The following is a 25,181-nucleotide window of genomic DNA, read 5'->3' on the forward strand; positions in this document are numbered from 1 at the left end:
TAACTTAACGGTTAGCCAAGTCTTGAACGAAAGATGGCAGCTTAAAGACCCAGAACGAACCGCCCTGAGCAATCGGCCGCGTCAGTTCAGCCATATCACCGCCCCAGAGAGGAACCGCGCCGCCATAACCGGCAGTAACACCAATGTACTGTTCACCATCCATTTCCCAAGTTACCGGTGGTGAAATGATGCCGGTGCCTACCTGGAACTTCCAAAGCTCTTCACCGGTTTCTGCATGGAATGCTTTTAAGTAGCCATCGCCAGTACCGGTAAACACCAGATCACCGTGGGTAGCTAGCACGCCTGCCCACAGCGGCATAGGCTCTTTATGCTCCCAAGCGTACTCACCGGTGACCGGATCAACAGCACGTAGAATCCCGACGTGGTCGTCGTACATCCGTTTAATTCGGAAGCCCATACCCAGGTAAGCTGCGCCTTCCACGTACTCAACTTCCTCGGTCCAGTAATCTTCTTTCCAGTGGTTACCAGGCACATAGAACAGGCCTGTGTCTTCGCTGTAAGCCATTGGGTTCCAGTTTTTACCACCAAGGAAAGGTGGTGAAACTTCAACAGGCTCAGAACGGGTTTGTCCCTCTTCCAAGCGCGGTGGGCGCTGGCCTTCAGCCTCAACCGGGCGACCGGTTTCCAGGTCAATATGTGTAGCCCAGGTAATGTTATCGACAAACGGGAAGGCGTTGATGAGCTCGCCGTTGGTGCGGTCAGTGACATAGAAGAAGCCATTACGGTCAGCGTGGGCACCTGCATTCACCGTTTGGCCATTCTCATCTTCGTACTCAAACAAGACGATTTCGTTATTGCCGGAGAAGTCCCAGGTATCATTGGGCGTGTGCTGATAGAACCACTTCACTTCGCCAGTCGAAGGGTCGATCCCTAGCTGACCAGAGGTGTAAAGGCTGTCGTAGTCAGATGGGTCGCCGTCTTCCGAGGTGCGTGCCCAGCCATTCCAGGGAGCGGGATTACCGGCACCAATGATGATGGTATTGGTGTCAGGGTCGAAACTGGCGCTCTGCCATGGCGCACCGCCACCTTGGCTCCAGGCTTGTACTTTGCCGGTTTCGCTATCGGGGTCATCGGGCCATGAAGGCGCGTTGGCATCGCCTGTAGGCGTGCTCTCTTCACCGTTTAAGCGTCCCATGTGGCCTTCAACAAAGGGCCGCATCCAAATCTCTTCGCCGGTATCAGGGTCACGGGCATACAGCTTACCCACAATGCCGAACTCATCTCCCGAAGAGCCATGAATCAGCAATACGCGACCTGTTTCACTATCTTCTACAATCGTTGGCGCACCGGTCATGGTGTAGCCCGCGCGGTGGTCACCAAAGCGCTCGCGCCACACCACCTCACCGGTGTCTTTATTCAGCGCCACGATGCCAGCATCCAGCGTGCCGAAGAATACCTTATCGCCGTAAATGGCCGCACCGCGGTTCACTACGTCACAGCAGGGGCGAATATCGCTGGGCAGGCGATGGTTGTATGACCACAGCCGCTGGCCAGTGCGCGCATCAATAGCAAAAATACGTGAATAGGAGCCAGTGACATAAATAACGCCTTCATGAATCAGCGCTTGAGACTCCTGGCCACGCTGCATTTCATCGCCAAACGAGTGAGACCACGCTGGGGTCAGCATCTCAACGTTATCTGCGTTAATTTGATTAAGCGGGCTATAGCGCTGTGCTTTCACGCCCATGCCGTACATCAACACCGTTTCAGTGTTGTTATGGTCATTGAGAATATCGTCCCAGGTCACCTCGCTGGCGTGGGCTGTCAGCGCAATCCCTCCGACGCCTAAGGCAGAAGCGTAAGCAACGGCGGCGGTGAGTGTACGCAGGCGAAAGGGCCACGAAATTTTGCGGGCTGACGTGTTGTTATTGATAGCGTCTGTCATGGGTTTTCCATCCGAGTAATGATCACAATGCAATGGCTGCAAAGCGGCCAAGCTGCTGCTTGCGTGGTGCCAGCAAGACTAAGTCCAGCTTAGAAGCTCGGATAACAAACCAATCTACCCCTCCAGTCGCGTTCTCATCCTGATTTAGCACTACTTCCAAAGGAGGAGCCTAGCGATGCCTAAGGTGCTATAGGTTCGGAAGGCCTGCCTGCCTAAGCTCACTCAAGTGACGATACATTGATCCTCTGAGGAGCATTTCCCATGACTATTACAAAAACCGTACTGACAAAAACAACCTCCGCAAAACTGCCCTTACGCCTCAGCAGCCAAGTGGGCGCTATCGCTGTTGCCGCGTTGCTGGCTTCGCCGCTGGCATGGTCTCACGGCAGTGTGACCCCTCAAGCCGTTGATATTAAAGACCTCGAGCGCTTAGGCGACGAATGGCGGGAAGAGAACCCCTACCGGGATCATCCCCAGCAAGAGCTCGCCATCGATATTGGTGCCCGCGCTTACAACAGCAACTGTGCCGCTTGCCACGGGCTAGAAGCGAAATCCGGCGGCATCGCTCCCGACCTGCGCGAGTTGGAAAACGGCGCATGGGGCGATGAGTGGTTCAAAGAGCTAGTCACCAATGGCGCCGAGCGCAACGGCCGTGTGCTAATGCCGCGCATGTCCGATTACGTTAGCCAAGAAGGGCTGTGGGCCATTCGCACATGGTTGGAAACGGTCAGTATGGAAACGACTGGACAATAATCCCAACGCTGGGAGGCACCATGGCAACCCTAAACCCTATCATCACGTTACAACGTATCGCCGCGGCGTTCGCCGCACCCCTTATCCCCGCACTCGCGGTGCTTTTCTGGCTACTGCTCGCGCTGCCGACCACCGCGTTGGCCACAGAGAGCACAGCTGAACAGGATCCGCTTAACTCCTTTATGTGGCCTGTGTACCGCGAGCGCTTTCTGGGCGATGCCCCCGTGGTGTTTGATGAGCGCGTCACCGTTAGCGCGCCGGGGTTCGCCGAAGACTCAGGACAAGTACCCATTTCGCTAGATGCCAGCGCCTTAGAAGCCAGCGGCGAGCCAATCACTGACATTATTGCCTGGGTGGATCTCAACCCGATTCCCCGCCTGTTCCACTACTCACCGATGAGCCATGGCATAGCCAAGCTATCGTTAAATATTCGCTTGGAACAAGCCTCCGCGGTGCGCGTCGCAGTGAAACAGGGGGATACCTGGCATGTGGGCGGCACCTATATTGAAGCGGAAGGCGGTGGCTGCACCACCCCCGGCATTGCCAGCGCTGACACCGATTGGGAAACCACCTTCGGCGAGCTGCAGGGGCGGCTGTTTGCCAATGAGGACGAACAGCGCCTGCGGGTGCGCCTTTCTCACCCCATGGACAGCGGCTTAATCCCCAGCCAGCCCGCCTTTTATGTGCAGTCGTTTGAACTGTTGGATCAGCAGGGCCAGCAAGTGGCCGCCCTGGATATCGATGCATCGGTGAGCGCCAACCCCACCTTAGGGCTGCATATGCGCCCCTCTCCAGGCGGTTATGTGATTGGCGCGCGGGATAACAACGGCAACCGCTTTTCTATTGGTCTGCAGCCATGAAAGCCGGTTTTCTGGCCACCTTCAGTACACTGCTGATCACGCCGCTGGCAGCCAGCGAACCGGTGATGTTCTGCGAACGTCCGCTAACCGCCCAACCGATCGCGGAAAACACCTGGATGGTGGAAGGTGTAAAAGAGGAGCTCTCCACCAGCAACTGCGGCCATATAGGCAACCAAGCGTTTATTGCTACGCCCAGTGGTGTCATCCTTATCGACAGCGGCAGCAGCCCACACTTTGGCGAAGCACTCAAAACACTCATTGCTCAGCACACCGCTCAACCCGTTCGCTGGGTGTTGAATACCCATCACCACCCTGACCACTTTTTTGGTAATGCCGCCTTCGACGAGGCACAGCACCTCACCTTAGCCAGCACTCGTACGTTGATGGCCCGCGACCGGGACGCACTGATCGATAACGTAGAGCGACTAACAGGACGCAGCTTGGAGCGCTTGCCTATTGCCCTACCCAACGTGATCGAGGCCGGCGAGATAACCCTTGGCAACTACCCGCTCACGCTTTTCGCCATGAGCGGCCATAGCGGTGGAGACCTAGTGATTATGGATCATGCCACCGACGTGCTGTTTTTGGGCGACATGGGGTTCTACCAACGTGCTGCTGCCACTGCTCACAGCCCAAGCCTGCAACAGTGGCTGGAAGAACTGAACGATCTACGCGCGCTCAACGCCAGCACTGCGGTACCCGGCCATGGCCCCAGTGCGCCGCCCGAAACGATCATTGGCCAAACCACGCATTACCTTGAATGGCTAGACCAGCGCCTAAATGATGTGGCTAGCGAAGGGCTAGGTGCCAATCATGCCTTAGCCGTTGAAATTCCCGACACGTTTAGCACTATGGTACTCACCGAATACGAGTTTACCCGCAGCGTAATGCAGCTTTACCCACGCTACGAAGCACGGTTGCTGTGGGGCGCCCCACACTAAGGAGCACGCCTATGCTGCTTACCCTGGCAGATGCCGCCGAACCCACTGACACCTTGGCCGAGCTGCACAGCGACGCCCAAGCTATTTACTGGCTCGCTCGTTGTCCGCAAACGGGTGGCATGCAACTTTGGCAGTGGCGCGCCGACAGCAACGAGACGCCGTGCTGTGTAATAGAAGAGGCGGTGGGTAGCCGCGTGAACCAGTACGGCGGCGGCAGCTACACGCCCCTGCTAGGGGGTGTCGTATGGGTGCGCCAGCGCGATCAAGCCATCATGCAGCTCGACCGCCACGGTGCAAGCTACTGCTGGCAACAGCGCCCACAAACAGCCTACGGTGGGCTGTGCGCCGACTCTAAACGTCAGCGAGTGATTGCGGTAGAAGAGGATCAACAAGGTCAACGGCTGGTCGCCATTACTAACAGCAGCAGAATGGGCGATAACAGGCAAGTGTTGGTTGAAGGCGCTGACTTCTATGGCGCAGCGGTATTAAGCGATGATGGCAACTACCTCGCCTGGGTCAGTTGGTCGCTGCCGCACATGCCTTGGCAACGCAGCCAGCTACATCTCGCGCGGGTGACCAGCACAGGTCAGTTTGAAATACTGGAGCATTGGGATTTCGGCGCAGCGATTAGCCAGCCACAGTTTGGCCCTCGCAACGCGCTAATTTGCATGAGCGATCACGCTGGCTGGTGGCAACCCTGGCAGGTAAATTTGGCCACCCCTGTGTGCCTGAGCAGTGCCCCGGTTGACCACATCACCACACCGTGGCAGTTGGGTGAGCGCCAACACGTATGGCGAGACAATCGGCAGGTATACTGCCAACTGCACCAGGGGGCAGCTCAGCTTTATCGCCGTTGCGGCGAGCAGGTGGAAGCACTGCTACCAGACCCCGGCCGCGTGGCAAGCATCACGCTAGCAAGGCACGGTGACTACGCCATTGTGCAAAGCGCCACCAGCGGCGCCCAGCTGATACGCTTCAACGAAAATGGCTCGCGTAACTGTCTAGTAGGTAAGGTCGGGGGTAACGTAACGCAAAACCTAGTGACTGAAAATTCCGCCACCGCACAATGGCTGGAAACCCCTGTTGTCAACGAAGGCGAAACGGTTCACGGCTTTTTCTACTCAGCCTTAGCCAACCGCGCTGCGCCGCTGATTGTGCGCGTTCACGGTGGTCCTACCGCCGCCGCCTACCCTATTTATGACCCGCTAGTAGCCTACTGGCAGCAACAGGGCTTTCACGTTTTAGATATCAACCCTCGTGGCAGCGGCAATTTTGGCCGCCGCTATCGAGAATGTTTAGCCGGCCAGTGGGGGATCAGCGATACTGAGGATGTCATCGCCTTGGTCAATGCCGCCTGCACACGCTTTGCGATCGATACAGCGCGCTGCTTTATTCGTGGCCAAAGCGCTGGCGGGTTTACCGCCCTTAATGCCTTGGCGGCCACTCCGCTATTTGCTGCGGCCACTAGCCTGTACGGGGTAACCGATGCGTTGACGCTGTCGGCAAAAACACACCGCTTTGAATCCGGCTACCTGGGCTGGCTAATCGGAGGCGAACTCCAGCTCGCCCAGCGCAGCCCTACCTACCACGTCACCCGTTGCCAGCGCTCATTACGGGCACTGTTTATCCAGGGTGGCAAAGACGCCGTCGTGGTGCCAGAGCAGACTCATGCCATGGCGCGGCATATCGAACTCCACGGTGGCGAGGCACAAACACTGCTGTTTGATAACGAGTATCACGGCATTCGCCACCCCAAAGCTCGCCAAACCATGCTGGCCCGAGAGCTAGTCTTTTATCACTCTAGCCACCTAACGACAGCACCAAGGTCGTAGCGCAACAATCCCTTAAGGTGCTTAAGATAATGGTTAACAACTATAAACGAGACCGCCCCATGACTTCGCCGCTCACACAACTTCGTAAGTTTGTCGCTCCTGAAATTATTTTTGGCGACGGAGCACGCCACGCGGCAGGCAACTACGTCACGACGTTCGGGGCAGAAAAAGTGCTCCTGGTCTCCGACCCTGGCGTGCTTCTGGCGGGTTGGGTAGCCGATATTGAAGCCAAGCTACTGGAAGCCAATATTGCCGTTGAGCGCTTTACCGCCGTATCACCTAATCCACGTGTCGATGAGATTATGGCCGGTGCCGAGCTCTACCGAGAAACCGGCTGCAAGGCGATCGTGGCCGTGGGCGGCGGCAGCCCCATGGACTGTGCCAAAGGGATTGGCATCATCACCGCCCACGGCGGACACATTCTTGATTTCGAAGGTGTGGATACGATTCGCGTGCCCATTCCGCCGCTAATTTTCATTCCCTCAACAGCGGGAACGTCGGCAGACATTTCCCAGTTTGCGATTATTTCCGACCAGCAGCGACGCATGAAATTCTCAATCATCAGCAAAGCCGTAGTGCCTGATGTGTCGCTGATCGACCCTGAAGTCACCATGACCATGTCGCCCTATCTCACCGCGTGTACCGGGGTCGATGCGCTGGTGCATGCCATCGAAGCGTTTGTTTCAACCGGTAGTGGCCCGCTTACTGATGCCCATGCCTTAGAAGCCATGCGCTTAATCAGTAGCCATCTTGAAGCACTGGTGGCGAACCCAGCCGACGGCGAGCTACGTGCCCAGGTAATGCTGGGCAGTATGCAAGCGGGTCTGGCGTTTTCAAACGCCATTTTGGGCGCGGTACACGCGATGTCGCATAGTTTAGGCGGCTTCCTGGATTTACCCCACGGCTTATGCAACGCCATGCTGCTAGAGCACGTGGTGGCTTATAACTACGAAGCCGCCCCTGACCGCTTTAAGCGGGTTGCCGACGCCGTGGGCATCGACTGTCGGGGGTTATCGCAGCAGCAAATCAAAAAGGCGCTGTTTCAGTACTTAGTCGATTTAAAACATGCAGTTGGCCTGGGCGGAACCCTTGGCGTGATGGGTGTCTCGCGTAGCGACGTGCCTTTTCTCACTAACCATGCGTTGGGTGATCCCTGCATTCTGACTAACCCACGGCGTTCCAGCTCAAGAGACGTGGCGGTGGTTTACGAAGAGGCGCTATGAAAAAAGCCAACGATCCCTCGGGCTTTTCGGTCAGCGACCTGCTCGGGCTTGGCCAGCAGTCGGCGCGTAAAAGCTACTATCGCGAGCTTTCCGTACGTTTAGAAGAGCTTGAAGTGGAGCGCAACCGCTATAAATGGCTGTTCGAAAACGCGCTACACGGTATTTTTCAGGCATCACTCTCCGGCAAACTCCGCGCCGCTAACCCAGCACTTGCCGCTATGCTTGATGATAGTAGCGTGTTGCATACACTCGAGCGCTGCGCGCGTTTTGACGCGCTCTTTGTTAACACGTCTACAGGGCAACAGCTGCGCGATCTGCTGCTCGCACAAGGTCACGTAACCGGTCAAACCACCTGGCTGCAAGGCGCATCCGGGCATCAAGTTCCCGTGGCAATTACACTAATACGTAAGCCCGCCGAGCTTGCCGGGGACGAAGACCTGATCGAAGGGTTTGTGGCGGATATTACCGAGCGTGAGCGCGCACGACAGCATTTAGAAACCCTCAACGCCCATTTGGAAGCACGGGTAGCTGACCGTACCCAAGCGCTTGAACGGCTCAACGAGGAGCTTAGAAGCGCTCGCGATGCCGCAGAGTTTGCTAACCAAAGTAAAGACCGCTACCTAGCCGCCGCTAGCCATGACCTGCTACAACCCATGAACGCTGCACGCTTATTGGTGGCCTCGCTACAGGAGCGACTGACCGACAGCGAGAACCTGGCTTTGATTGAGAGTGTGCAAAACTCATTGGAAGGCGCTGAAGCGATTCTTTCCGATCTGTTGGATATTTCACGGCTGGATCACGGCCAGGTACAGCCACAACTACGCCACTTTAAACTCGACGATATCCTCAGCAATCTGGTTGATGAATTTTCCCCGGTGGCGCAACGTAAAGGACTAACGCTGCGCTACGTGCCTTCTCATCAAGCGGTGACCAGCGACCCTTATCTACTCAGCCGCATTGTGCGCAACTTTCTTGCTAACGCCTGCCGCTATACCCAGCGTGGCGGTATCTGCCTGGGTGTCCGCCGTCATGGCGACGACAGCCTAGCCGTGCAGGTTGTCGATAGCGGTATTGGTATTCCCGAAAGTGACTACCAACTTATTTTTCGCGAGTTTCACCAACTTAACGCTACCCGTGCGCGGGACCGCCAGGGCGTTGGCCTGGGGCTTGCCATTGTGGAACGGATTAGCCAGCGCCTTGAGCATCCGCTCACTGTGCGCTCTACACCCGGCCAAGGCTCCTGTTTTGCTGTTACGGTGCCGCGTGCTAGCGGTATTTCCTTTAGCCAAGCCCCCGCTCCCAGCGCGCCGCCCTCCGCTGACGATGAGTTTGAAGGTCTTCGCGTGCTGATCCTGGATAATGAGCCAACAATTTTGCAAGGCATGGCGCTGCTGTTAACTGAATGGCAGATCAGTTGCGATACTGCCCTGGATATCGATACCGCTAAAGCCTGCCAGGAAGCACCGGATATGCTGCTGGTCGACCTGCACTTAGATGACAATATGACTGGCCTGGAGGCTATTCGCCAACTTCGCCAGCACTGGCACGACCCGCATCTGCCAGCCGCTATTCTCAGCGCCGACCGCTCTGACCACTGGCAGCGCCGCCTGCGTCATGCCAGCGTGCCGCAGTTAAACAAACCCGTTCGCCCCGGCAAACTGCGCGCGCTGCTGCGTAGCCTGCTCAATGGCTAAGCTTAGTTTCCAACAAACCTGTATCTCCCTGCCTAACGGGGCGCAGGGAGTGCTGGCCCAGGCGCCCCACTTAACCCGCGCTCACGTTAGCATCGCCATTGCGGCGGGCTATTTGGATGAGCCGCGCACCCTGCCAGGGCTGGCTCATCTGCTCGAGCACGTGCTCACTACCGCGCCGCTGGAAGCGTTTTCTAACATCAGCCTGCTTACTTGGTTTTCCCAACACCAAGGCAGCCTGAACGCCCATACCGATGACTACGTCACCGATGTACATTTCTCGATACCAGCAGAGACCCTAGAAGCAGCGGCGCTCACTGTTGCCAGCCAGCTCGCCAGGCCTGCGTTTTCGCCATCCGTCATTTGTGCCGAAGTCGCCGCCATCGACGCCGAGAGGCAGACCCGCCAGCACAGTTCGGCAATGCAACGGCTGTCGGCCATCGCCACGCTCAGCGACCCTCAACATATCGGTGCTGGCTGCCGTCACGGTAACGCGCAAACCCTAGGCAGCGACATGGCGCTATTACTTGAAGCGCTCACCGCGTTTCACCGCGACCACTACCACGGCGGCCGCGTTAGCATCGCCATTATTAGCCCTTGGGCCACGGAAACGGTGACCCACCTGATTAAACGCATGGCAACGCTGTTTAGCCCACCCACACCCAGTGCACCTTCGCTTGCCATTACGCCCCGTTGGAGCCGCCAGCTCAGCGCGAAGGTAGCCAGTACGGGCAATACCGTTGAGCTACTGTGGCCGCTGCCCTCGGCCATTGCTCGTCATCAGCTTATCGCCCTTAGCGGCTTAGCTGATTCGATACAGCAAGGCTATCTTGTAGAACAATTTCCTGATTCGATTACCGACTACCGCGCAACGTTGGCCCCTAGCGGGGCAACAGACACCTTTAGCTTGACGCTAAGCGGCACTGCGACACAGGAGCAGGTGGAAGCCCTTGCGGCGGCCCTAGGTGAGCGCTTAGCAGCCTTCTGCGCAACCCTGCTCGGCACAGCACCTAACGATCACGACATCGTTTGGCAGCCACCCGCTGAGACGCTGCAGTTAGCCCCGGCTTGGTTTGCACGCGCCCGCCGCCAAGCGCTAGCTCGTCGCTTTGTTACGCCGCCCCCTGAGCATCAGCCAGGCGCAAGCCCGTTTGCGGCTAACAATGCCCGTTGGCTATTAGATAACGCGTCTCCATCGCCCTCACCACCCGCTTTTGATAGACAACCAGCGGCTTACCCCGCCGTGCAGCGCTGGTGCGGTCAGTATGGTGTTAGTGATGATTTCGCGGCACTTGCCACTACCGCCTGGGCGGCCTGCTTTGTGCCCGGCGCAGTGATTGTCCCTAGTCCGCTCACCGCTCAGCGGCTGGCGCTTCAGGATATTGTCTTCAAGCAGGAGAACTCGCCCCACGGCAGTTGGGTGATAGCGATGGGTAGTCAAGCCAACCACGCCATGGTGGCGCTGTTGGAAGACGCCGTATTGGCTGTCTCTAAGGCTCAAGAAGGGCTGCTGGCTCAGCAGTTGATACAGCGCCTAACACCATTGCCTGCCACGCCTGCGGTATGGGTTTCCCATCAAGCGGAGTTAGACACTATTTCGCAGGCACTAGCCGCCCTGACCTGTCGCTCACTGACAACTACTGCTGGAAACACACCCAGAGCCGCTCCGTCAGCCGCCGATACACAACCAGCGAACGTTGCAATCATGCGCACGCTGATCTTACCGGGCTCGCCCGCTCAACGCTGGCTATTGGCGGCCGCTGAAAAGTATCACAGCGCAACGTTTTTTCAGCAGGCACGATATGAACATCGCCTGGGGTATGTGGCGGCGGTTCGCAGGGGAGACGGTGCGCCCTGCTCACTTGGCTATGTGGTGCAAACTAGCAACGGGGTGCAAAGCAGCGCAGGCACTGTCTCGGCAGGGGAAAAACGGATAGAAGAAAAGCTAATATCGATCACCAATGCCATCTGGCAGACGCCTGATAAAATCCTGCAGGCGCAACTGCCAGCGCTAATACCGCCTGAAACACCTCTCGCGGCGCTGGTTCTCCAGTGGCAAAGCCTCTTGGCAGGTACCCATCAACCACTGCATCGCCTTGGGCAACAACCTATCGATTCACCAGCACTTACCCAGTTACTCTCCCAGATAAGCACCCTGGGCCACTGGCAAACCCACTGGCTGGATAGCGCTGGCCACTATTTTGTCAGCGATTGAGGAACTGGGAAAAATCGATATCGTTGGCGGATAAAATCGCCTGTACTCGGCTGGTCACCCCCAGCTTGCGCAAGATCGCTGACACGTGGGCTTTCACCGTGGTTTCCGCAATATTAAGGTGATAGGCAATCATCTTGTTAGATTCACCGCGCGTCATATGCTCCAACACTTGTAGCTGCTTGCGGGTCAGCAGGCGCAGTTGTTCCGCGGTAAACCCTTGGTCCTGATGGCGACGCTTGCGGATACTGTCCGGTGCGCGCATGGCATCGGCAGGTAGAAAGATATTGCCTTCCAACACCTGGGCAATGGCGTGGCGCATTTGATCACGGGGCAGTGACTTGGTGATAAACCCAGCCGCACCACAAGAGACTGCCTGCAGAATAATCTGCTTATCCTCTTCCGCAGACACGATCACCACCGGAATCGTAGGCTGCTCATTACGCAGCTGCAAAAGTCCTGTTAACCCGTTCATGCCGGGCATATTTAAATCTAGCAATATCAAATCAAGATCAGGATCTTGCTGGGCATGGGCGAGGGCCGCATCAAAGTCTTCTACCTCGATAACCTCAGCATCTGCGTAAGCTTCACGGATCACTCGCGCCATGGCATCGCGCACCAGGGGATGATCGTCGGCAATCAGGAGTTTATATGTCGCTGTCATTATTATGGTTGCCTGTGGTTTAGCTAAATCCCGCTTACTGTGTCTTTTATAACACTCTACTAAGTCATCTCTACTAAGTCACCACTACGGGGTCACCACTACGGAGTCATCCGCCTTTAGTGAAGCAACTTCCCACCACCAAGCGGAGCCCGGCTACTGCTCAGCGGCTTTCTGCTTAAAGGTGTTAGCGAACTCGATCAGCGATTGCGTCAACCAAATGAGGGCGGGGTCGTTGGCATACAGCCCATGCTGAATCAGCGTCATATTAAGTGCAGGTAACTCTTTAGGTGGCGCGACGATGCGCACCGGCAGCATGGTGATAAATCGTTCGGCCATTTGGCGTGGCAACGTCATGATCGCATCAGTGAGCGCAACGACCCGCGCTGCCGCAATATAATTTAAGTTCTTTGAAATCACTCGGCGGTTTAAGCCGTGCTGCACTAAACAATTATCGATGTTACTGGGTCTTAAACCGCTGATATCAGACAGTGCCACATGGGACTCACAGGCAAACTGCTGAATATTCAGTGCATCACCTACGCGGTCATTGTCAGTCGCAGCCAAGCAAACCAACTCCTCATCCATCCAAAGATGCTGTATGACACCACTGGGCAACACACTTTGGCTATCCAGCCCGACCACCATATCCACTTGGCGCTGTTCCAGCCCTTCACTCAGTACGTTGGGGGTGATCAGCTCAATGGAAAAGCTGATATCCGGCGCGTAAGCCAGCAATTGGCTAAGAAACGCCGGATACATCACCTCTTCAAAATAATCCGTGGTGGCCAGAGTGAAATGCCGCTCGCTGGTGGAGGGTAAGAAGTTGATCGGCGGGGCGAGGCCTTCCTGCAACATGGCCAGTGCCTGCTGCACGACTGGCAACAGCGCCAGCGCACGAGGCGTTGGCTGTAGACCATTGTTGGTACGTATTAATAATGGGTCATCCAACGCGTCCCGCAGCCGTTTTAAGGCATGACTAAGGGCGGGCTGGCTTAAATGTAGCTTTTCCGCTGCTCGTGTCACGTGACGCTCACGCATTAGCGCTTCAAATACCAGCAGAAGATTCAAATCAAAATGACGAAGCGAACGCATAGCGCCTCACTATTTATCCAACGAATGGTTTCATTCTAAACATTCACTTCATTCATCGCTAAAAATTCCTTATCGTCGCGCTACTTCAAGCCCTATCCCCCTGTTTTATTTCTACTGCACGCCATAGGAGTACACGCTCGGTGACCCCATCTCAGATCATGCCAAGCCTGCTTGGTGATGTTATCTCTACCTTTATGGGCGTGCCGAAGGCCACGGATCCTAAAACGACCGATGCTGAGGTCGTGGTGAGCGGTGTGCCCTTTGATCTAGCGTGTTCAGGACGATCAGGCACCCGCATGGGGCCAAACGCCATTCGTCAAAGCACTGCTAACCTGATCTGGGAAGGCAAACGCTGGCCTTGGGACTTCGCCCTGGAAGAGCGGCTGCGGGTATGTGACGCGGGCAATCTGGACTACGCCTACGGTGAGCCGGAAAGCCTAGTCGATAACCTTGAGACCCACGCATTGCGGTGGCTAAAAGCCGATAAAAAAATGCTGACACTGGGCGGCGACCACTATATCAGCCTGCCCCTGCTACGCGCTCATGCTCGGGTGCATGGCCCACTGGCATTGATCCATTTTGATGCCCACACCGACACCTACGAGCAAGGCACGCGTTTTGACCATGGCACTATTTTCCACCATGCCTTAAAAGAGGGCTTGGTAGTGCCGGAGCACTCGCTGCAAATTGGTATTCGCACCAGCTATGATCGCCATAACCACCCTTATGAAGTGCTGGATGCAGACTGGGTAAATGATCACGGCCCTGCCGCCGTACTGGAACGCATCCGTGCACGTGTTGGCCATCATCCAGCTTATATCAGCCTGGATATTGATGGCTTAGATCCAGCCTACGCGCCAGGCACCGGGACACCAGTATGTGGCGGCATGTCTACCGACCTGATGCTAAAAGTGATCCGCGGCATGGTGGGCATGGAGCTGATAGGTATGGATGTTGTTGAGGTCAACCCCGCTTACGACCATGGCGATATCACGTCACTCGCCGCAGCCACGTTGGGGCTAGAGTTTCTATATACGCTGGCTGCATCTAAGCGTGCTTAAAGGTTAAGCATGTAAGTCTCGCTTCGCGTTACCGCCTCTTCGCTCTCAGCGTTGAGGCGGAACAAGATTGAGAAGTCGCTGAGAAGTTATTGAGAAGTAGACGGCTACTGCTAATCAGTACTCTTCACGCACCAACGTCGCATCAAAAGACACGTCAATATCCATGGTATTGCTGTGATCATAGTCGTCTGACATAGACGCCAAATAGGCAAGCGACGTTACAACGCGGCCTTTTACTCGGCCAGTGTCACCATCGATATCCAGCAGCTCTATATCAATGGGCACATCTTGCTCTGTGCCGTAATGAGGCAACATTCCGTTTTCAGGAAAGTAGCTCACTGAGGCATCACCTGTGTCGCCGTTCATCACTATAAAGCTAATGCTAAGCGTGCCCTGGGTTTCGAATTTCGGTTCTCGATGCCCCTGAATAGTGACATCCATCATGCCCGGCATTAACTCACTAAAGTTAGCCGTAGAACCTTCCGAGTGAGTAACGACATGCCACTCCTTAGACTCTCCATCTAGCGTGCCGCTGATCTCGTCAGCTAGCACAGGGGTCGCTACCAACATAAGCCCGCCCATGAGTAACGCACACCCCATAACTCGTTGTTGATTTATCATCTTCTCTGCTCCTGTTTAACCGTATGTTTTGTTAATGATGCCTTTTCGCTATCGCATGGTATTAATCTAATTTAAACGTAATCTTTCCATCTGGTGGAATGTGAATGCTGTGCTGTAACGCTTCTCCTGCCCTCTCTAGCTGCAGCGTATAATTCCCCGCTGGTAAGATAATAGGCTCGCCATCTACCCGCCCACTGGCAACGATGTCTCCATCCGTATTTAAAAGCAGCCACTTAGCCGCTAATGCAGCCTTGAGACCTTCCGCGAGCTGCTGATCATCACGACTATCGAAGTACTCTCCGCCGCCTAACATCGCCAAACGCGAAAACTCCGCCTGGAGCGCAGTGTCCTCAATGTGAAAGCCCACGATATTCACCTGAAGATTAACGCCTTTTGCAAAAAGCGCTTCAACGGCTTCCTCGACATTGCCTTCACAGGTTTCTTCACCATCGGTGAGCATGACCACTAGCCTCGGTTGGTCGGCATAGGCGGCCAAATCATCGGCCACCGCCAGTAGCGAGTCTGCCAGGGGTGTGCGTGCCAGATTGACCGCCTGTAACCCGGCTACCGCTTCACGGGCGAGGGCATGACTGCCTGGCTCAGCGGCCACCAGCAATTCGGTGGCGCAGCTATGGGGCTCGGTGTGCCCAAAGGCACGCAGCGCCACCGGTACATGGTCAGGGATACGGGTTTGCAGCACCTCGTCGACAATTCTGCGCGCCACTTCAATCCGTCGCCCGCCTTCCATTGGCTGCAGCATGGAACCCGAGGCATCAAAAATCAGTTGCACGGCACCTGCGCCAATCGACGGTGACGAGCCGCTGACCACCTGCAAACTGCCTGGTTCGGGCGGCTCTTTGTAGCTCTGCTCTATGGCCAGACGGTAGTCGGTAGGGTTGCGCAGTTGCCGCATGCCCTGTTCAAACGCCTTGATCAGGTCATTGCGCCCCGTGGCGTAGGCGTAGCGGCCATCGCCCACTCGTGACCAGGCCTGCATCAGGTTCTGATACCAACGCAGTTCATCCGGGTCACGCTGCCCGCCGTGCCCCAGTGACATGCTGAAGATACGCGGCCTGACCTGCGCAAGCGTCTCCCAGGCACCCAGATCACGACCGACTTGCTCTGCATCGGTAATCAGGAAAATCACTTTCTCCCCATCACGTTGCTCCAAGGCCTGGCTTGCAATGCGCAACGCGGGCTCGGCATCCGAGTCGTGAAAGCGCATGTCGTAGTGCCCCAGTGCCATGGCCATTGCGGCGGGTGAGTCGGCCCAGCCATCAATGAGCAAAGGGCCGCCCAACGCCATCAGGTTACTCACTTCACGACCTGGGCGCAGCCCCTCGGCGAAGTGCAAAAGTGCCTGATAGATAGCGGCCTGGTGGACACCGATACTGCCGCTACCATCCCAGATGAAAACAATCGAGCGCGGTGGTTCGGCCAGCGCCAACTGATAACGCCCAGGCTCCAGCCCTTCCGCCTGTGCTCGGCGGCCACCTGGCTCATCGCGCCAGGTGAGCGCCACCGCTTCGCTTTCCGAGTTCGTCAGGGTGGCACTGAGCCTCCCCCGCAACGACTCTGCGAGAAAGAAGACCAGCGTATTGTTACCCTCTTCGAGGCGTATCTGATATGTCTCGCTCTCTCCAGGTTCCTCGAAGCGACCTTCCGCCCACAGGTCGGCAGTTGGCATGGCCTCCCTATCAGCGAGACCGCCGCCTAGTGGGGCTGCGCCATTACCATTGGCGTCACGCAGAGCAACCGCGTCAAAAGGCCCTTGGGTATGGTCGAGTCCCCAATAGGCCAGTATCGATTCACCGCTGGCCAGGTCGCTGGCTTCGATCGCTTGAATGCTGGCCGGAATTCGCCAACGGGGATTGCTCTGCTCAGGGTCAGCGTCAGCGTCAGCGTCAGGCTCATCAAACACCAGTTTCAGGTAGCGAACCCAGGGGGCATCAGGCAGATCAAGGCGCGCCACGCCCTCTTCGTCACGCTCAAGCGCCCAGCTGGCCTGACGCTCCCAAGGGCCAACTGGGCCTTCGGTAGAGGTATAAATTCGTACCCGTTCTACTGGGAGGCCCTGCCAATCGAGGTCATCGACCCAGCGTAGTTCGCCGATACGTGCCGCCCGCTGGTTGAGAAAGCCAAACACCATCTCGATGGTACGGCCATGGATACGTTCGCCTTGGCGCGCACGGCTCTCAACCTGTCGTCCCTGGTTGCCAAGCGTATGACGCTGCCCCACCAGCCCATGTAAAGAACGCAGATCCGGCAAGGTGTATAGCCAATGCCCACCGTGTTCACTGGCGAGCAGGTCATGCGTCTGTTGCGCAAGCTGCCCTTGGGGTTCACCCAGTGCGCGGAACATTCCGATGCCGGTAATCGCGCCTTGTCCCGGTGGTTCGCCCCATACGGACAGCGGAGTGATCTGCAGGTAGCGCGCTGCAACAGGAGTTTCAAGTAGGAACACCTGCTCTTCTGCCTGTGCCGCCAGCTCTACCTCCATCAACGGCGTCAAGTCATCGGGGCTGTTGCCTGCGGCGATGGCCACATGCCGCCAACGGCGGGCAATATCATGGTGTGAGCGTTGATTGAACAGCAAGGCATGCAAGGTGCCGCCGCTCCCCGCCAGGCGCAATGGCGGCAAGGGGTCGCCCATTTCGCGCCAACTCAGGGCGCTGGCGGAGCTTAGGCCATCAATCAGAGCACGTAGCTCGGTGTTTCGGCTTCGCCAGCGCTCCCCTGCGTTTTCGCCGCTTTCCGGGTCCACAAAAGCGGCCCCTAAGCCAGCCCAAGCCAGATCCGTCAGCCCATGTAATGCAGACGCTTCACTCGTCCACTCAACGGGTGCACGCGGCTCGACCTCCCGAGTGACCACAATATCTAGCCGCTCATCGTGTTCACCGGCACGTAAAAAGACCACCAGGGAGTCGCCTTCGGCGAGATCGGGGGGAGCCGTCAGCGTCAGCAAAAGCGTTTGGGCGCTCTTTGCCGGCACAAGAAGCGATGCCGGCAAGCCGCTCAGGCGTGCTGCGTCGTGACTCAGATGAGCCTCCAGCGCTAGCGTTTGCGATGCATCCGCCTGGTTGTTAAGGGTGATTTCAACGCTGACCTGCTGCCCTTGGGGATCAAAGGCCGCCAGTGCCGTATGATCCGCCGTCATCGCCAAGTGAAGCGGCAAAGGTGGCGCACGCTGTGCATCAACAATATCGACAGGTTGCGTATTGGGGCCGAACCTTACCTGCATGATGATCGGCTGACCGGCAGGCAGCGTGGCACTGTGCTCGCGTGAGCGGGTATCAAGCGTCAGCGGTATTTCGCCACCCTCCTGCGTGCGCAGGGTGATCCAGGTTTCCCCGCCGCGTGGCTGCCTTTCCCCTGTGACTACGCCACCGAACAGCAGCAGTTCACGCTGGGCTTCACCTGCGGGCAAGCGCAGATAGCCTTCCTCTACTACTTTCCCTTGCAGCCCGATGCTGATGCGAGTTTCGCGAGGGATAAGCGGTGCCTGTTCGGGGGTGGGTGCGGGGGTCACACCATCGCGTAGATCCCAGGGGGGGATCAGTTCAAGGCGTGCCTGATAGGCGGTGTCACTGGCCTGCTGGCCACGCAGCCGCAGCAACCTGTCACCCGGCGACAACCAGAACGACGCCTGCTGGGGTTCGCCGTTGGCGCGTAGCGTCAGGTGTTCATTTTGATGACGGGTTTCTCCATCCCACTGCAGCCAGGCGTGGGTGTCCACCTCTTCAGGCGGTTTCAGGGTCAAGCGCGCGCGATTCCAGCCAGGCACATGAAACTGAAAATAGTCTTGATCATGCACCTGATGGAAGGTGCCGCTGATGGCTTCACCAAGCCACATCGGGTTGGCATGACGGGGAAGATTATTGGGTTCGGCTTCATATCCGGGCGCCGGGCTTTCCTTCGCCGTCAGGCTCACACGATAAGGGGCATTATTGCCGCTGAGGCGAACCAGGTAGCGTCCTGGCAGCAGCTGTAGGTTATCGATACGCAGCGTCTCGCTATTCACAGAGTGTGCTGTCGCGCGATCTTCGCCAGGAAACAGCGCATTGAACGTCAACGTATCCATCGCCAGTCGTTCCGGCTGATAGAGTTCCAGACGGCTAAGACGAGTGTCGCTTTGTGCCTGAATCTGCCATTGGCGACGCTCTGCACCCAGGTCAAACATGAACCAGGCATCATCATCGCTGCCCAGCTGCCCCGTCAGGGTGTCCATTGGCGCAATCGGATAGGCCCAGTCGGCTGAATAATTGGGCAGGCTCACCTGGTCATCAGCAAGCGGGGTGCCTTGCTCCAATGACACCGTGATATCAATGGGATCACCACGACGCGGTGGCTCAAACACCACGCGATAATCGCCCGCTGGCAAAGCGGCATCCTCAAACAGCTGCGCATTGGCACCGTGTCGGCAGGTCGGCGTATGACGCTGGTCATCGAACAGGCAAATACCGAGCCGCTCGGCCTCGTCACCATCGATATGCAACGTCAAGGGAGGTGAGGTCGCGGATACCTGAAACGTCAGCTGCCGTGATTCCCCAGGGTCAAGACGCAAGGCAGCGGGCTCGCCTATCGTTAGCTGGGGCGGGAGTTGTGGTGGGGATTGTGGCGGGGAGTCGTCATGCTGGGGAGCCTCATCGGCCGCCCTCTGCTGGTTCAGAGTGAGCGCTGCCTCACGTGACACCACCAGCTGGTAGCCACCGCCGCCCTCCTGGCCTGCCAGGCGTATCAAGTAATCAGCAGCGGGGATCAGAAGACCTCTCTCTATCACCTCTGCGCGTTGCTGCGTGGCCAGCAGCGACAGCAGTGGCGTATCGTCCGCTACCTGCTCGGGCGGCGTTGCGCTACCGAATGTGGCAATGCCCGCCTGGGCCTGGGCGGGGAACGGCGTAACCTCGACGCTGACACTGGCTCCGTCATCAGCCAGTAGCTGAAAACGCCACAAGTGATCAAGATCGTCATCGCCAAGCCGCCAGCGATAAAGATCTTGATCATCGGCCACCACCTGACCTATTAGGCGCGCCTCGCCATGGAACTCCTGAGCGGTATTAAGCGTATTGTTGGGCTCACGCTCTAGCGTCAGCCGAGGAAAGGCCTGCGCTGACTGTGCGCACCACCACAGCAGGGCCAAGCCTGCCAGAAACCTGCCCGTCGCGACCATCCCACCTCTCCTTCAGGTTGATACAGCGCGTTACCAATCCGGACGCGGCCAGGGTTCTTGATCACGGGTGGTGACCACCCGTGCAGCATCACCTGTACCGAGGATAACCAGCCGTTCCCATAGCGCACGGGTATGATCATCCATCAACTGGTCGTGGTGAATAACGAGATCTAACGCATCGTCCTGTCCCATCCCCCTTTCCAGAGAGACTTCAATAAAGGGCTCTCCCGGAGTAATGCTTTCCGGCCACTCGGGTACGCGCCAAGAGGTTCGCCCTTGCTCATCGCGTTGGCGTAGGCCAAGCTGCTCCAGCCCGGCTTGCAGCAGCGATAGCTCCATCTGTTGAGGCTTAAACGGGAATTCGGCTGGCTCAAGTTCTGGCCAATCGCGCACCGCGTCATTGAGTGACTCAATCGTTTGGCAAGACAGACCTAGACACTTCTCAGCGCTATCTTCAGGCAGCTCACGCCGAGCTGCATATGTGATATCCGCAACCTGTCCCATGATGGGCCGAGTGATAAGGCGCCAGGAAACATCGGAAGCCTGACCGAAGGCATCAACAGACGCCACCTGCTCTTCACCCAATATCTCGACAAGTTCAGCGTGACGTGCTGGGCCGAGATTGAAACGCGACACCTCGACCAGCTCAACTATCAGTGGTGGGCTCGCCTCTGGGGTCACATTGGCCTGGGCATAGCGTAGGCGGTAACGAGCGTGCGGAATCATGGGTTCTTCATTAAGCACGACCAACAGCGCCTTACTCAATGGGCCAAGATCCGCATCAACCAAGAAGACGCTGTCAGTGTCACCGTTACTCGCTAGCACCTCACGCAGTTGTTCCCCTAGCGCTGCCGCGTTTTGGTGCTGCCACGCACCCTCTGGAGCAAAGACCGCGGCGACGTCCTTCAGCGAGGCGGCATCAACCAGTCGCTGATCCGCGACCATGTCGCCACCATAAGCAGCCCCCCAGGCACCAATTGCAGCACAGAAGGCCAAAAGACGCAGACTCGGCATACTTCTCTCCTTGCTCTGTTACTCAGGTCGGCGACCTAACGAGCGCTTTGCTCACGCACCGCAGCAAGGTCCCAGCTTCGCATCAGGTCAACGGCAACATCCTGTGATGCCAGGTTTTCACCTTTCACCTGCATCATAATCCGACCATCGAGCAGCAGTGTGACTTCTGCGCGTGAGCGTTCAGGCTCCCACTTGACTACCGCCGCTTCACGACCTAGGCGAATGCGTTCCATATCAGGTTGCGCAGCAATCATTGCAGGGTTATTGAACAGCGCCCCCATGCTTTGAATCAGCGGGCTATCGAGCATCATGCTAGCCGTCAGTTGACCATCGCCATCATCTTGCTGATAGACGCGTTCAAGCGATGTGCCACCTGCACCAAACATAGCAGCTGCACCACCGGCGCTACCCGACGTTGCCTCTTGTGCCGTCCAGCCACTCGGTGCGTCCGGGAAGGTTTGTGCAATCTGTCCGGACATCATCTTGCGCATATCTTCAATAGCAAATTCCAGCTCAGTAATCGCCGCGCCGTACTCTTGCTCCTGATATAGCTCAAGCCCTAGCTCAATTTGCTCAACAATGTCATCCGCCAGAACCGTCTGCGCGGCCGGTAGCATTAGCACGCTAGCCAGTGCCACAGCCTTGATCCGATATGTCGGTAAGGTGATGTTTAATTTCATGATTCTCCCCTCTTTAGTGGTTGTTGTTCGTTATTTCGAGCACAGCTAACAGCGTTGCTAGTTATCGGACGCCACTCTCTTCTGCCTGCCCCTGGTCGAATGCACTTGCTTCATTTGTTTGGGCTGCCTTCTCTCTGGCCACCTTTTGCTTTAGCTCGCGGAATTTTTTCGACACTCCATCCAGTTTAGCTTCCCACTCAGGATCCGGGGTTTGGCCTTCGATGACCTTAAAATACACCTGCATCATGCAGACGACGGCTAGTGGCTCAAATATCGCCACCTTAACGCTCCAGGCAAACAACAGCGCGACGACCAGCCCTGTTGCTGACCAGCCACCGGGAATCAGATACGCCACCAAAGCAGCCGGTGCCAACATCACCAGAAAGACCGCAAACGACAGCAAATACATAATTAACGTCAGCCAAGCCGCATTCGTCATCATCGGCTTAAGGTTCTGACCGTAAAGTATTAGCGCATCTCGTGAGCTTTCCCAAGGTGTGTTCGAGCGCATACGAATGCAGTAGGCCAGAATCACCTCATCAATAAAGCCGACGGCAATACGTAAAAATGCCTGCACAAGGCGTAAAAACTGCTGTGCCCCAGGAATGGGCAGAATTCTGAATACCGTTCGGACTATCCCCACTAGTGACCTGAGCACGCCTTTGATTAATTGATCTACCACAAACAGGGCGCTGGCCTGGCCAAAACGCTCCTTCACTACTTGGCTGGCATGTTGAATCTGGCCACGGTTTCCAGGCAGCGTCTGCCCTTCCATTAATTCCACCAGCACAGCGATATGCCCCGCCTTGACCACATACAAAAGGTACTCGCGCAATACATACATCACCGCGCCAACAATCCCAAAGCCGATGGCGCCGCCCCAGAACGTGGAAGCCGCACGAAAGCCTTCGTCACCGAAGCCTCCGACGCCCCAGCCTACCCCAGCACCGACACCGGTCATCAGCACATACGCCAACGCGATGCCGAAATACACCACCAGGCGAAAGACAATAAAAGGCAGGGTTTTGAACATCAGACCAATGGCCTGCCCAAGGCGAAAATCCCACATATCGAGCTACTCCCAAACAACCAAGTGAGTTTACTTACTCATTGAGCGCCAGTGCTTCGAGGCGTCCGTTGAGCGAGACGCTGTCTTCGCCACTGGTTTCGAACCGGATATCTGCGTCAAACACCCCCTCGCGTTCCGTGAGTGTTAGTGTTCCATCAAGCTGCTCAATTGTGTGCTGAGACAGGATGACTCTCAGCGCATCATCACTGGCACGATCTGACAACGTATACTCCCCTGTCGTGATACCGCTCGGTAACATCAAGGAAATCCGATTCCCTATCGATAGAATGTCGCCGGTATTGGTGGTATTGATGGCAATGCGTCCTAGGTGCGTTTCGCTGTCGCCGTTGACCGTTAACTCGTACTGAGCCTGTGGCTGAGGCGTGAAGGCCAACCCAGAAACGGCACCCTCTACCGCCACACGTGCAGCATCTTCACGGTTACCGTCCGCTGCATCAAAATGCCATGCTGCAGTAACACTTTCACCAAGCTCGACCAGATGCAGTTCGCCTTCGACCTGGTGGGCAAATGTCCATGCGTGTCCATCACCACGCACATGGGCCTGAACCTGATGCTCATCAGCCGTTGAAAAGCTGGCGATTGCATAGCGCTCTCCTGCCTGTGCACCCTCGGGTAACACGAGATTTATCCAGGCCCGCACTACGTTATCGGGCTCATCCTCATGCAACGCATCGGTATAGATGGTCAGCGCATAAGGGCCATCAGCGTTGCTCCCAGCACGTGCCGACCCACCACCGCTGCCAGGTCGAAACACATCAACACTGACACCGCCATAGCGTGGGTCGTCTGCCGTTGTGTATTCGCCGGTTGACGTCACAGCACCGCTGATAGTCAGTATCGATGCGCCTTCATCCAGGCTATCGAGCCACTCGCGCATCTCATTATCCGGTGAGACACTGCCCTGGGAGGCTGCCACGCTGCTGTCGGTTTGTGCGTCGGCATTATCCGTTGCGTTAATGCCTGCGTTGTCAGCACTGTCACCACATCCAGCGAGCGCCAGCGCCACAGCGGGCAAGACAACCGTTAGTTTCCACCCATCCATATCCATACCCTCACTTTTGCTCTCACTCACGGTGTTTGAGCGGACTATGTGGTGGCCTGAAAGCCTTGCAACATGTCCATCTCGCGCCACTGATCACTGCGCCATAAACCTAAGTTCATAACGCACATCCAGCTCACGGCCTTCATCGTTGGTAAACACATTGAAAGCGGTGTAATCATCAAAGAAGGTACCGTTGACAAAGGCCCACTGGTCGGGCCTGGGGTGAAGGATAGGGTCGGCATCCACTGCATCGAAAAAGTGTTCGCCATATAGCATGATCAGCAAATCGCGAAAGTCTTCTGCACTGTTTTCATCCAGCACAAAATCTGGTGAAACCAGCTCATTGATCATGGGCAGCGGCATGTTAGTGCTGGGGCGGGTAATACGTACTAGGTGGTCATCCTGGTGATAGAAGACCTGGTCCCTGTCTCTATCTAATAAGTCACGCTGGGATTGCTCTGCAAATATCTGATAATCGTAGCGATAAATATCGTGCTGAATCATATCGCTGTCCTCAGACAGCATCAGTGGCTCAGCAGCAAAATCGATACCCTCCAAAAACAGCGCTCTGAGCTCTTGAAGGGTGGCATCATCCACCGCCTGTGCGGCGGCATCCACCAAGTCATCAGATCCCCAGTTGATGGGGTTCATCTGGCTATCGTGCTCTAGCGCCAGCAAGTCAAGCTCAATACGCACATCACCGCTGACACCTTCACTACCCGGTACCGGTTCTAGTTGGCCACTGATTTCAAGATACCCCGATAATTCATGCTCTCTGGCTTGCTTGAAGGTCACACTGCCTTGCTCAGTGATGACTTCCGCCAGTGGAGCGAACTCACCTTCAATACGCTCCCCGAGCATCGCCACCAACATGAACGTATCGCCATCAATGGCCTCCGCTTCTGAACCCACCACGTCGGCCGCCCCCTCCAGCAACCGAGTATTTTCGTGGGGCGCCAGCACCAGACACACATAGCGAAGGTCGTCGCCTTCCCCCCTCAGCAGCAGCTCACTGGCCACCACCAGCCCACGGGAGTCACTGTGGCTGAAGTAGCCCTGCCCCATAAGATCGCCACTGTCGGCCCCCTCCCAACGCCCGGATACTGTCGGCGCCATGTCGGGATCACCACTATCCAAAGCAGCCTGTAAGCCACTTAACAAATCAGCGTCGGATATGCTCACGGGTGGCATGCTGCAAAGGGTCGGATCAACCATCTCAAACAAAAGGCCGGGCGGCATTCGCTCGCTCACATCATCCGCGTTAGCCGTCGCGCCAGCATTGAGCAGGCCGAAGGACATTGCCGCACTGGCCCCAAACATGCTCAGAAA

General features: G+C 56.7%; 18 protein-coding genes. 8 read left to right on the top strand and 10 right to left on the bottom strand.

The features are described from left to right. Nucleotides 1-4: 4 nt before the first annotated feature. Nucleotides 5-1,906 carry a methanol/ethanol family PQQ-dependent dehydrogenase gene (locus ACN06F_RS16295; protein WP_433924310.1) on the bottom strand — a complete coding sequence of 634 codons (1,902 nt, stop codon included), beginning with the start codon at nucleotides 1,904-1,906 and terminating at the stop codon, nucleotides 5-7. Nucleotides 1,907-2,167: 261 nt separating this feature from the next. Between ACN06F_RS16295 and pedF the strand changes: the two genes are divergently transcribed. From pedF to ACN06F_RS16330, 7 genes are read left to right on the top strand one after another with little or no spacing between them, the layout of a single operon-like run. Next, nucleotides 2,168-2,659, top strand: coding sequence for a cytochrome c-550 PedF (gene pedF, locus ACN06F_RS16300; protein ID WP_433924311.1), 492 nt, complete (start codon nucleotides 2,168-2,170; stop codon nucleotides 2,657-2,659). A 20-nt stretch (nucleotides 2,660-2,679) separates the two neighbouring features. Then, nucleotides 2,680-3,519: a quinoprotein dehydrogenase-associated SoxYZ-like carrier gene (locus ACN06F_RS16305; protein ID WP_433924312.1), complete on the top strand. Its 840-nt coding sequence runs from the start codon at nucleotides 2,680-2,682 to the stop codon at nucleotides 3,517-3,519. Continuing rightward, the gene (locus tag ACN06F_RS16310; RefSeq protein WP_433924313.1) at nucleotides 3,516-4,460 is read left to right on the top strand and encodes a quinoprotein relay system zinc metallohydrolase 1; all 945 of its coding nucleotides are present in this window, start codon (nucleotides 3,516-3,518) and stop codon (nucleotides 4,458-4,460) included. Before ACN06F_RS16305 ends, ACN06F_RS16310 begins: the two co-directional genes overlap by 4 nt. Nucleotides 4,461-4,471: 11 nt before the next feature. After that, a complete protein-coding gene (locus ACN06F_RS16315; protein WP_433924314.1) occupies nucleotides 4,472-6,292 on the top strand; it encodes an alpha/beta hydrolase family protein in 1,821 nt (606 codons plus the stop codon). A 59-nt stretch (nucleotides 6,293-6,351) separates the two neighbouring features. Then, nucleotides 6,352-7,515, top strand: a complete 1,164-nt coding sequence (gene ercA / locus ACN06F_RS16320; protein WP_433924315.1) for an alcohol dehydrogenase-like regulatory protein ErcA — start codon at nucleotides 6,352-6,354, stop codon at nucleotides 7,513-7,515. Further along, nucleotides 7,512-9,209: a NahK/ErcS family hybrid sensor histidine kinase/response regulator gene (locus tag ACN06F_RS16325; RefSeq protein ID WP_433924316.1), complete on the top strand. Its 1,698-nt coding sequence runs from the start codon at nucleotides 7,512-7,514 to the stop codon at nucleotides 9,207-9,209. The genes ercA and ACN06F_RS16325 overlap by 4 nt, the downstream gene beginning before the upstream one ends. Next, on the top strand, nucleotides 9,202-11,421 hold the full coding sequence (locus ACN06F_RS16330) for an insulinase family protein (protein ID WP_433924317.1): 2,220 nt from the start codon (nucleotides 9,202-9,204) through the stop codon (nucleotides 11,419-11,421). Before ACN06F_RS16325 ends, ACN06F_RS16330 begins: the two co-directional genes overlap by 8 nt. Here the strand turns inward: ACN06F_RS16330 and ACN06F_RS16335 are convergent. Further along, nucleotides 11,411-12,082 (bottom strand): response regulator, encoded by a 672-nt coding sequence (locus tag ACN06F_RS16335; RefSeq protein ID WP_009723006.1) that lies wholly within the window; start codon nucleotides 12,080-12,082, stop codon nucleotides 11,411-11,413. The two genes, ACN06F_RS16330 and ACN06F_RS16335, sit on opposite strands and share 11 nt — an antisense overlap. Nucleotides 12,083-12,235: 153 nt before the next feature. After that, a complete protein-coding gene (locus ACN06F_RS16340) occupies nucleotides 12,236-13,174 on the bottom strand; it encodes a LysR family transcriptional regulator (RefSeq protein ID WP_253486193.1) in 939 nt (312 codons plus the stop codon). 158 nt (nucleotides 13,175-13,332) lie between these two features. Here ACN06F_RS16340 and speB point away from each other — a divergent pair, with 158 nt between their 5' ends. Continuing rightward, nucleotides 13,333-14,235 carry an agmatinase gene (gene speB, locus ACN06F_RS16345; protein ID WP_433925128.1) on the top strand — a complete coding sequence of 301 codons (903 nt, stop codon included), beginning with the start codon at nucleotides 13,333-13,335 and terminating at the stop codon, nucleotides 14,233-14,235. A gap of 114 nt (nucleotides 14,236-14,349) precedes the next feature. On the opposite strand, the gene ACN06F_RS16350 is transcribed toward speB, so the two are convergent. From ACN06F_RS16350 to ACN06F_RS16380, 7 genes are all read right to left on the bottom strand, one after another. Further along, nucleotides 14,350-14,856 (bottom strand): hypothetical protein, encoded by a 507-nt coding sequence (locus ACN06F_RS16350; protein WP_433924318.1) that lies wholly within the window; start codon nucleotides 14,854-14,856, stop codon nucleotides 14,350-14,352. 61 nt (nucleotides 14,857-14,917) lie between these two features. Beyond that, complete coding sequence (locus ACN06F_RS16355; RefSeq protein WP_433924319.1) at nucleotides 14,918-20,026, bottom strand: hypothetical protein; 5,109 nt, start codon at nucleotides 20,024-20,026, stop codon at nucleotides 14,918-14,920. A 30-nt stretch (nucleotides 20,027-20,056) separates the two neighbouring features. Further along, a complete protein-coding gene (locus tag ACN06F_RS16360; protein WP_433924320.1) occupies nucleotides 20,057-21,040 on the bottom strand; it encodes a hypothetical protein in 984 nt (327 codons plus the stop codon). A gap of 35 nt (nucleotides 21,041-21,075) precedes the next feature. Next, a complete protein-coding gene (locus ACN06F_RS16365) occupies nucleotides 21,076-21,720 on the bottom strand; it encodes a hypothetical protein (protein WP_095603621.1) in 645 nt (214 codons plus the stop codon). A 61-nt stretch (nucleotides 21,721-21,781) separates the two neighbouring features. Continuing rightward, complete coding sequence (locus ACN06F_RS16370) at nucleotides 21,782-22,789, bottom strand: hypothetical protein (RefSeq protein WP_433924321.1); 1,008 nt, start codon at nucleotides 22,787-22,789, stop codon at nucleotides 21,782-21,784. A gap of 34 nt (nucleotides 22,790-22,823) precedes the next feature. Further along, nucleotides 22,824-23,858, bottom strand: a complete 1,035-nt coding sequence (locus ACN06F_RS16375) for a hypothetical protein (protein ID WP_433924322.1) — start codon at nucleotides 23,856-23,858, stop codon at nucleotides 22,824-22,826. A gap of 87 nt (nucleotides 23,859-23,945) precedes the next feature. Further along, nucleotides 23,946-25,172 (bottom strand): hypothetical protein, encoded by a 1,227-nt coding sequence (locus ACN06F_RS16380; protein ID WP_433924323.1) that lies wholly within the window; start codon nucleotides 25,170-25,172, stop codon nucleotides 23,946-23,948. Nucleotides 25,173-25,181 lie beyond the last annotated feature (9 nt).

This window comes from Vreelandella sp. 21 (genome assembly GCF_050995515.1).
GTDB classification, from domain to species: Bacteria; Pseudomonadota; Gammaproteobacteria; order Pseudomonadales; family Halomonadaceae; genus Vreelandella; species Vreelandella alkaliphila.

Excerpts from the sequence above, each read along its gene's own strand:
- ACN06F_RS16295 (WP_433924310.1), bottom strand. The coding sequence starts at position 1,906 with ATGACAGACGCTATCAATAACAACACGTCAGCCCGCAAAATTTCGTGG.
- pedF (WP_433924311.1), top strand. The coding sequence starts at position 2,168 with ATGACTATTACAAAAACCGTACTGACAAAAACAACCTCCGCAAAACTG.
- ACN06F_RS16305 (WP_433924312.1), top strand. The coding sequence starts at position 2,680 with ATGGCAACCCTAAACCCTATCATCACGTTACAACGTATCGCCGCGGCG.
- ACN06F_RS16310 (WP_433924313.1), top strand. The coding sequence starts at position 3,516 with ATGAAAGCCGGTTTTCTGGCCACCTTCAGTACACTGCTGATCACGCCG.
- ACN06F_RS16315 (WP_433924314.1), top strand. The coding sequence starts at position 4,472 with ATGCTGCTTACCCTGGCAGATGCCGCCGAACCCACTGACACCTTGGCC.
- ercA (WP_433924315.1), top strand. The coding sequence starts at position 6,352 with ATGACTTCGCCGCTCACACAACTTCGTAAGTTTGTCGCTCCTGAAATT.
- ACN06F_RS16325 (WP_433924316.1), top strand. The coding sequence starts at position 7,512 with ATGAAAAAAGCCAACGATCCCTCGGGCTTTTCGGTCAGCGACCTGCTC.
- ACN06F_RS16330 (WP_433924317.1), top strand. The coding sequence starts at position 9,202 with ATGGCTAAGCTTAGTTTCCAACAAACCTGTATCTCCCTGCCTAACGGG.
- ACN06F_RS16335 (WP_009723006.1), bottom strand. The coding sequence starts at position 12,082 with ATGACAGCGACATATAAACTCCTGATTGCCGACGATCATCCCCTGGTG.
- ACN06F_RS16340 (WP_253486193.1), bottom strand. The coding sequence starts at position 13,174 with ATGCGTTCGCTTCGTCATTTTGATTTGAATCTTCTGCTGGTATTTGAA.
- speB (WP_433925128.1), top strand. The coding sequence starts at position 13,333 with ATGCCAAGCCTGCTTGGTGATGTTATCTCTACCTTTATGGGCGTGCCG.
- ACN06F_RS16350 (WP_433924318.1), bottom strand. The coding sequence starts at position 14,856 with ATGATAAATCAACAACGAGTTATGGGGTGTGCGTTACTCATGGGCGGG.
- ACN06F_RS16355 (WP_433924319.1), bottom strand. The coding sequence starts at position 20,026 with ATGGTCGCGACGGGCAGGTTTCTGGCAGGCTTGGCCCTGCTGTGGTGG.
- ACN06F_RS16360 (WP_433924320.1), bottom strand. The coding sequence starts at position 21,040 with ATGCCGAGTCTGCGTCTTTTGGCCTTCTGTGCTGCAATTGGTGCCTGG.
- ACN06F_RS16365 (WP_095603621.1), bottom strand. The coding sequence starts at position 21,720 with ATGAAATTAAACATCACCTTACCGACATATCGGATCAAGGCTGTGGCA.
- ACN06F_RS16370 (WP_433924321.1), bottom strand. The coding sequence starts at position 22,789 with ATGTGGGATTTTCGCCTTGGGCAGGCCATTGGTCTGATGTTCAAAACC.
- ACN06F_RS16375 (WP_433924322.1), bottom strand. The coding sequence starts at position 23,858 with ATGGATATGGATGGGTGGAAACTAACGGTTGTCTTGCCCGCTGTGGCG.
- ACN06F_RS16380 (WP_433924323.1), bottom strand. The coding sequence starts at position 25,172 with ATGTTTGGGGCCAGTGCGGCAATGTCCTTCGGCCTGCTCAATGCTGGC.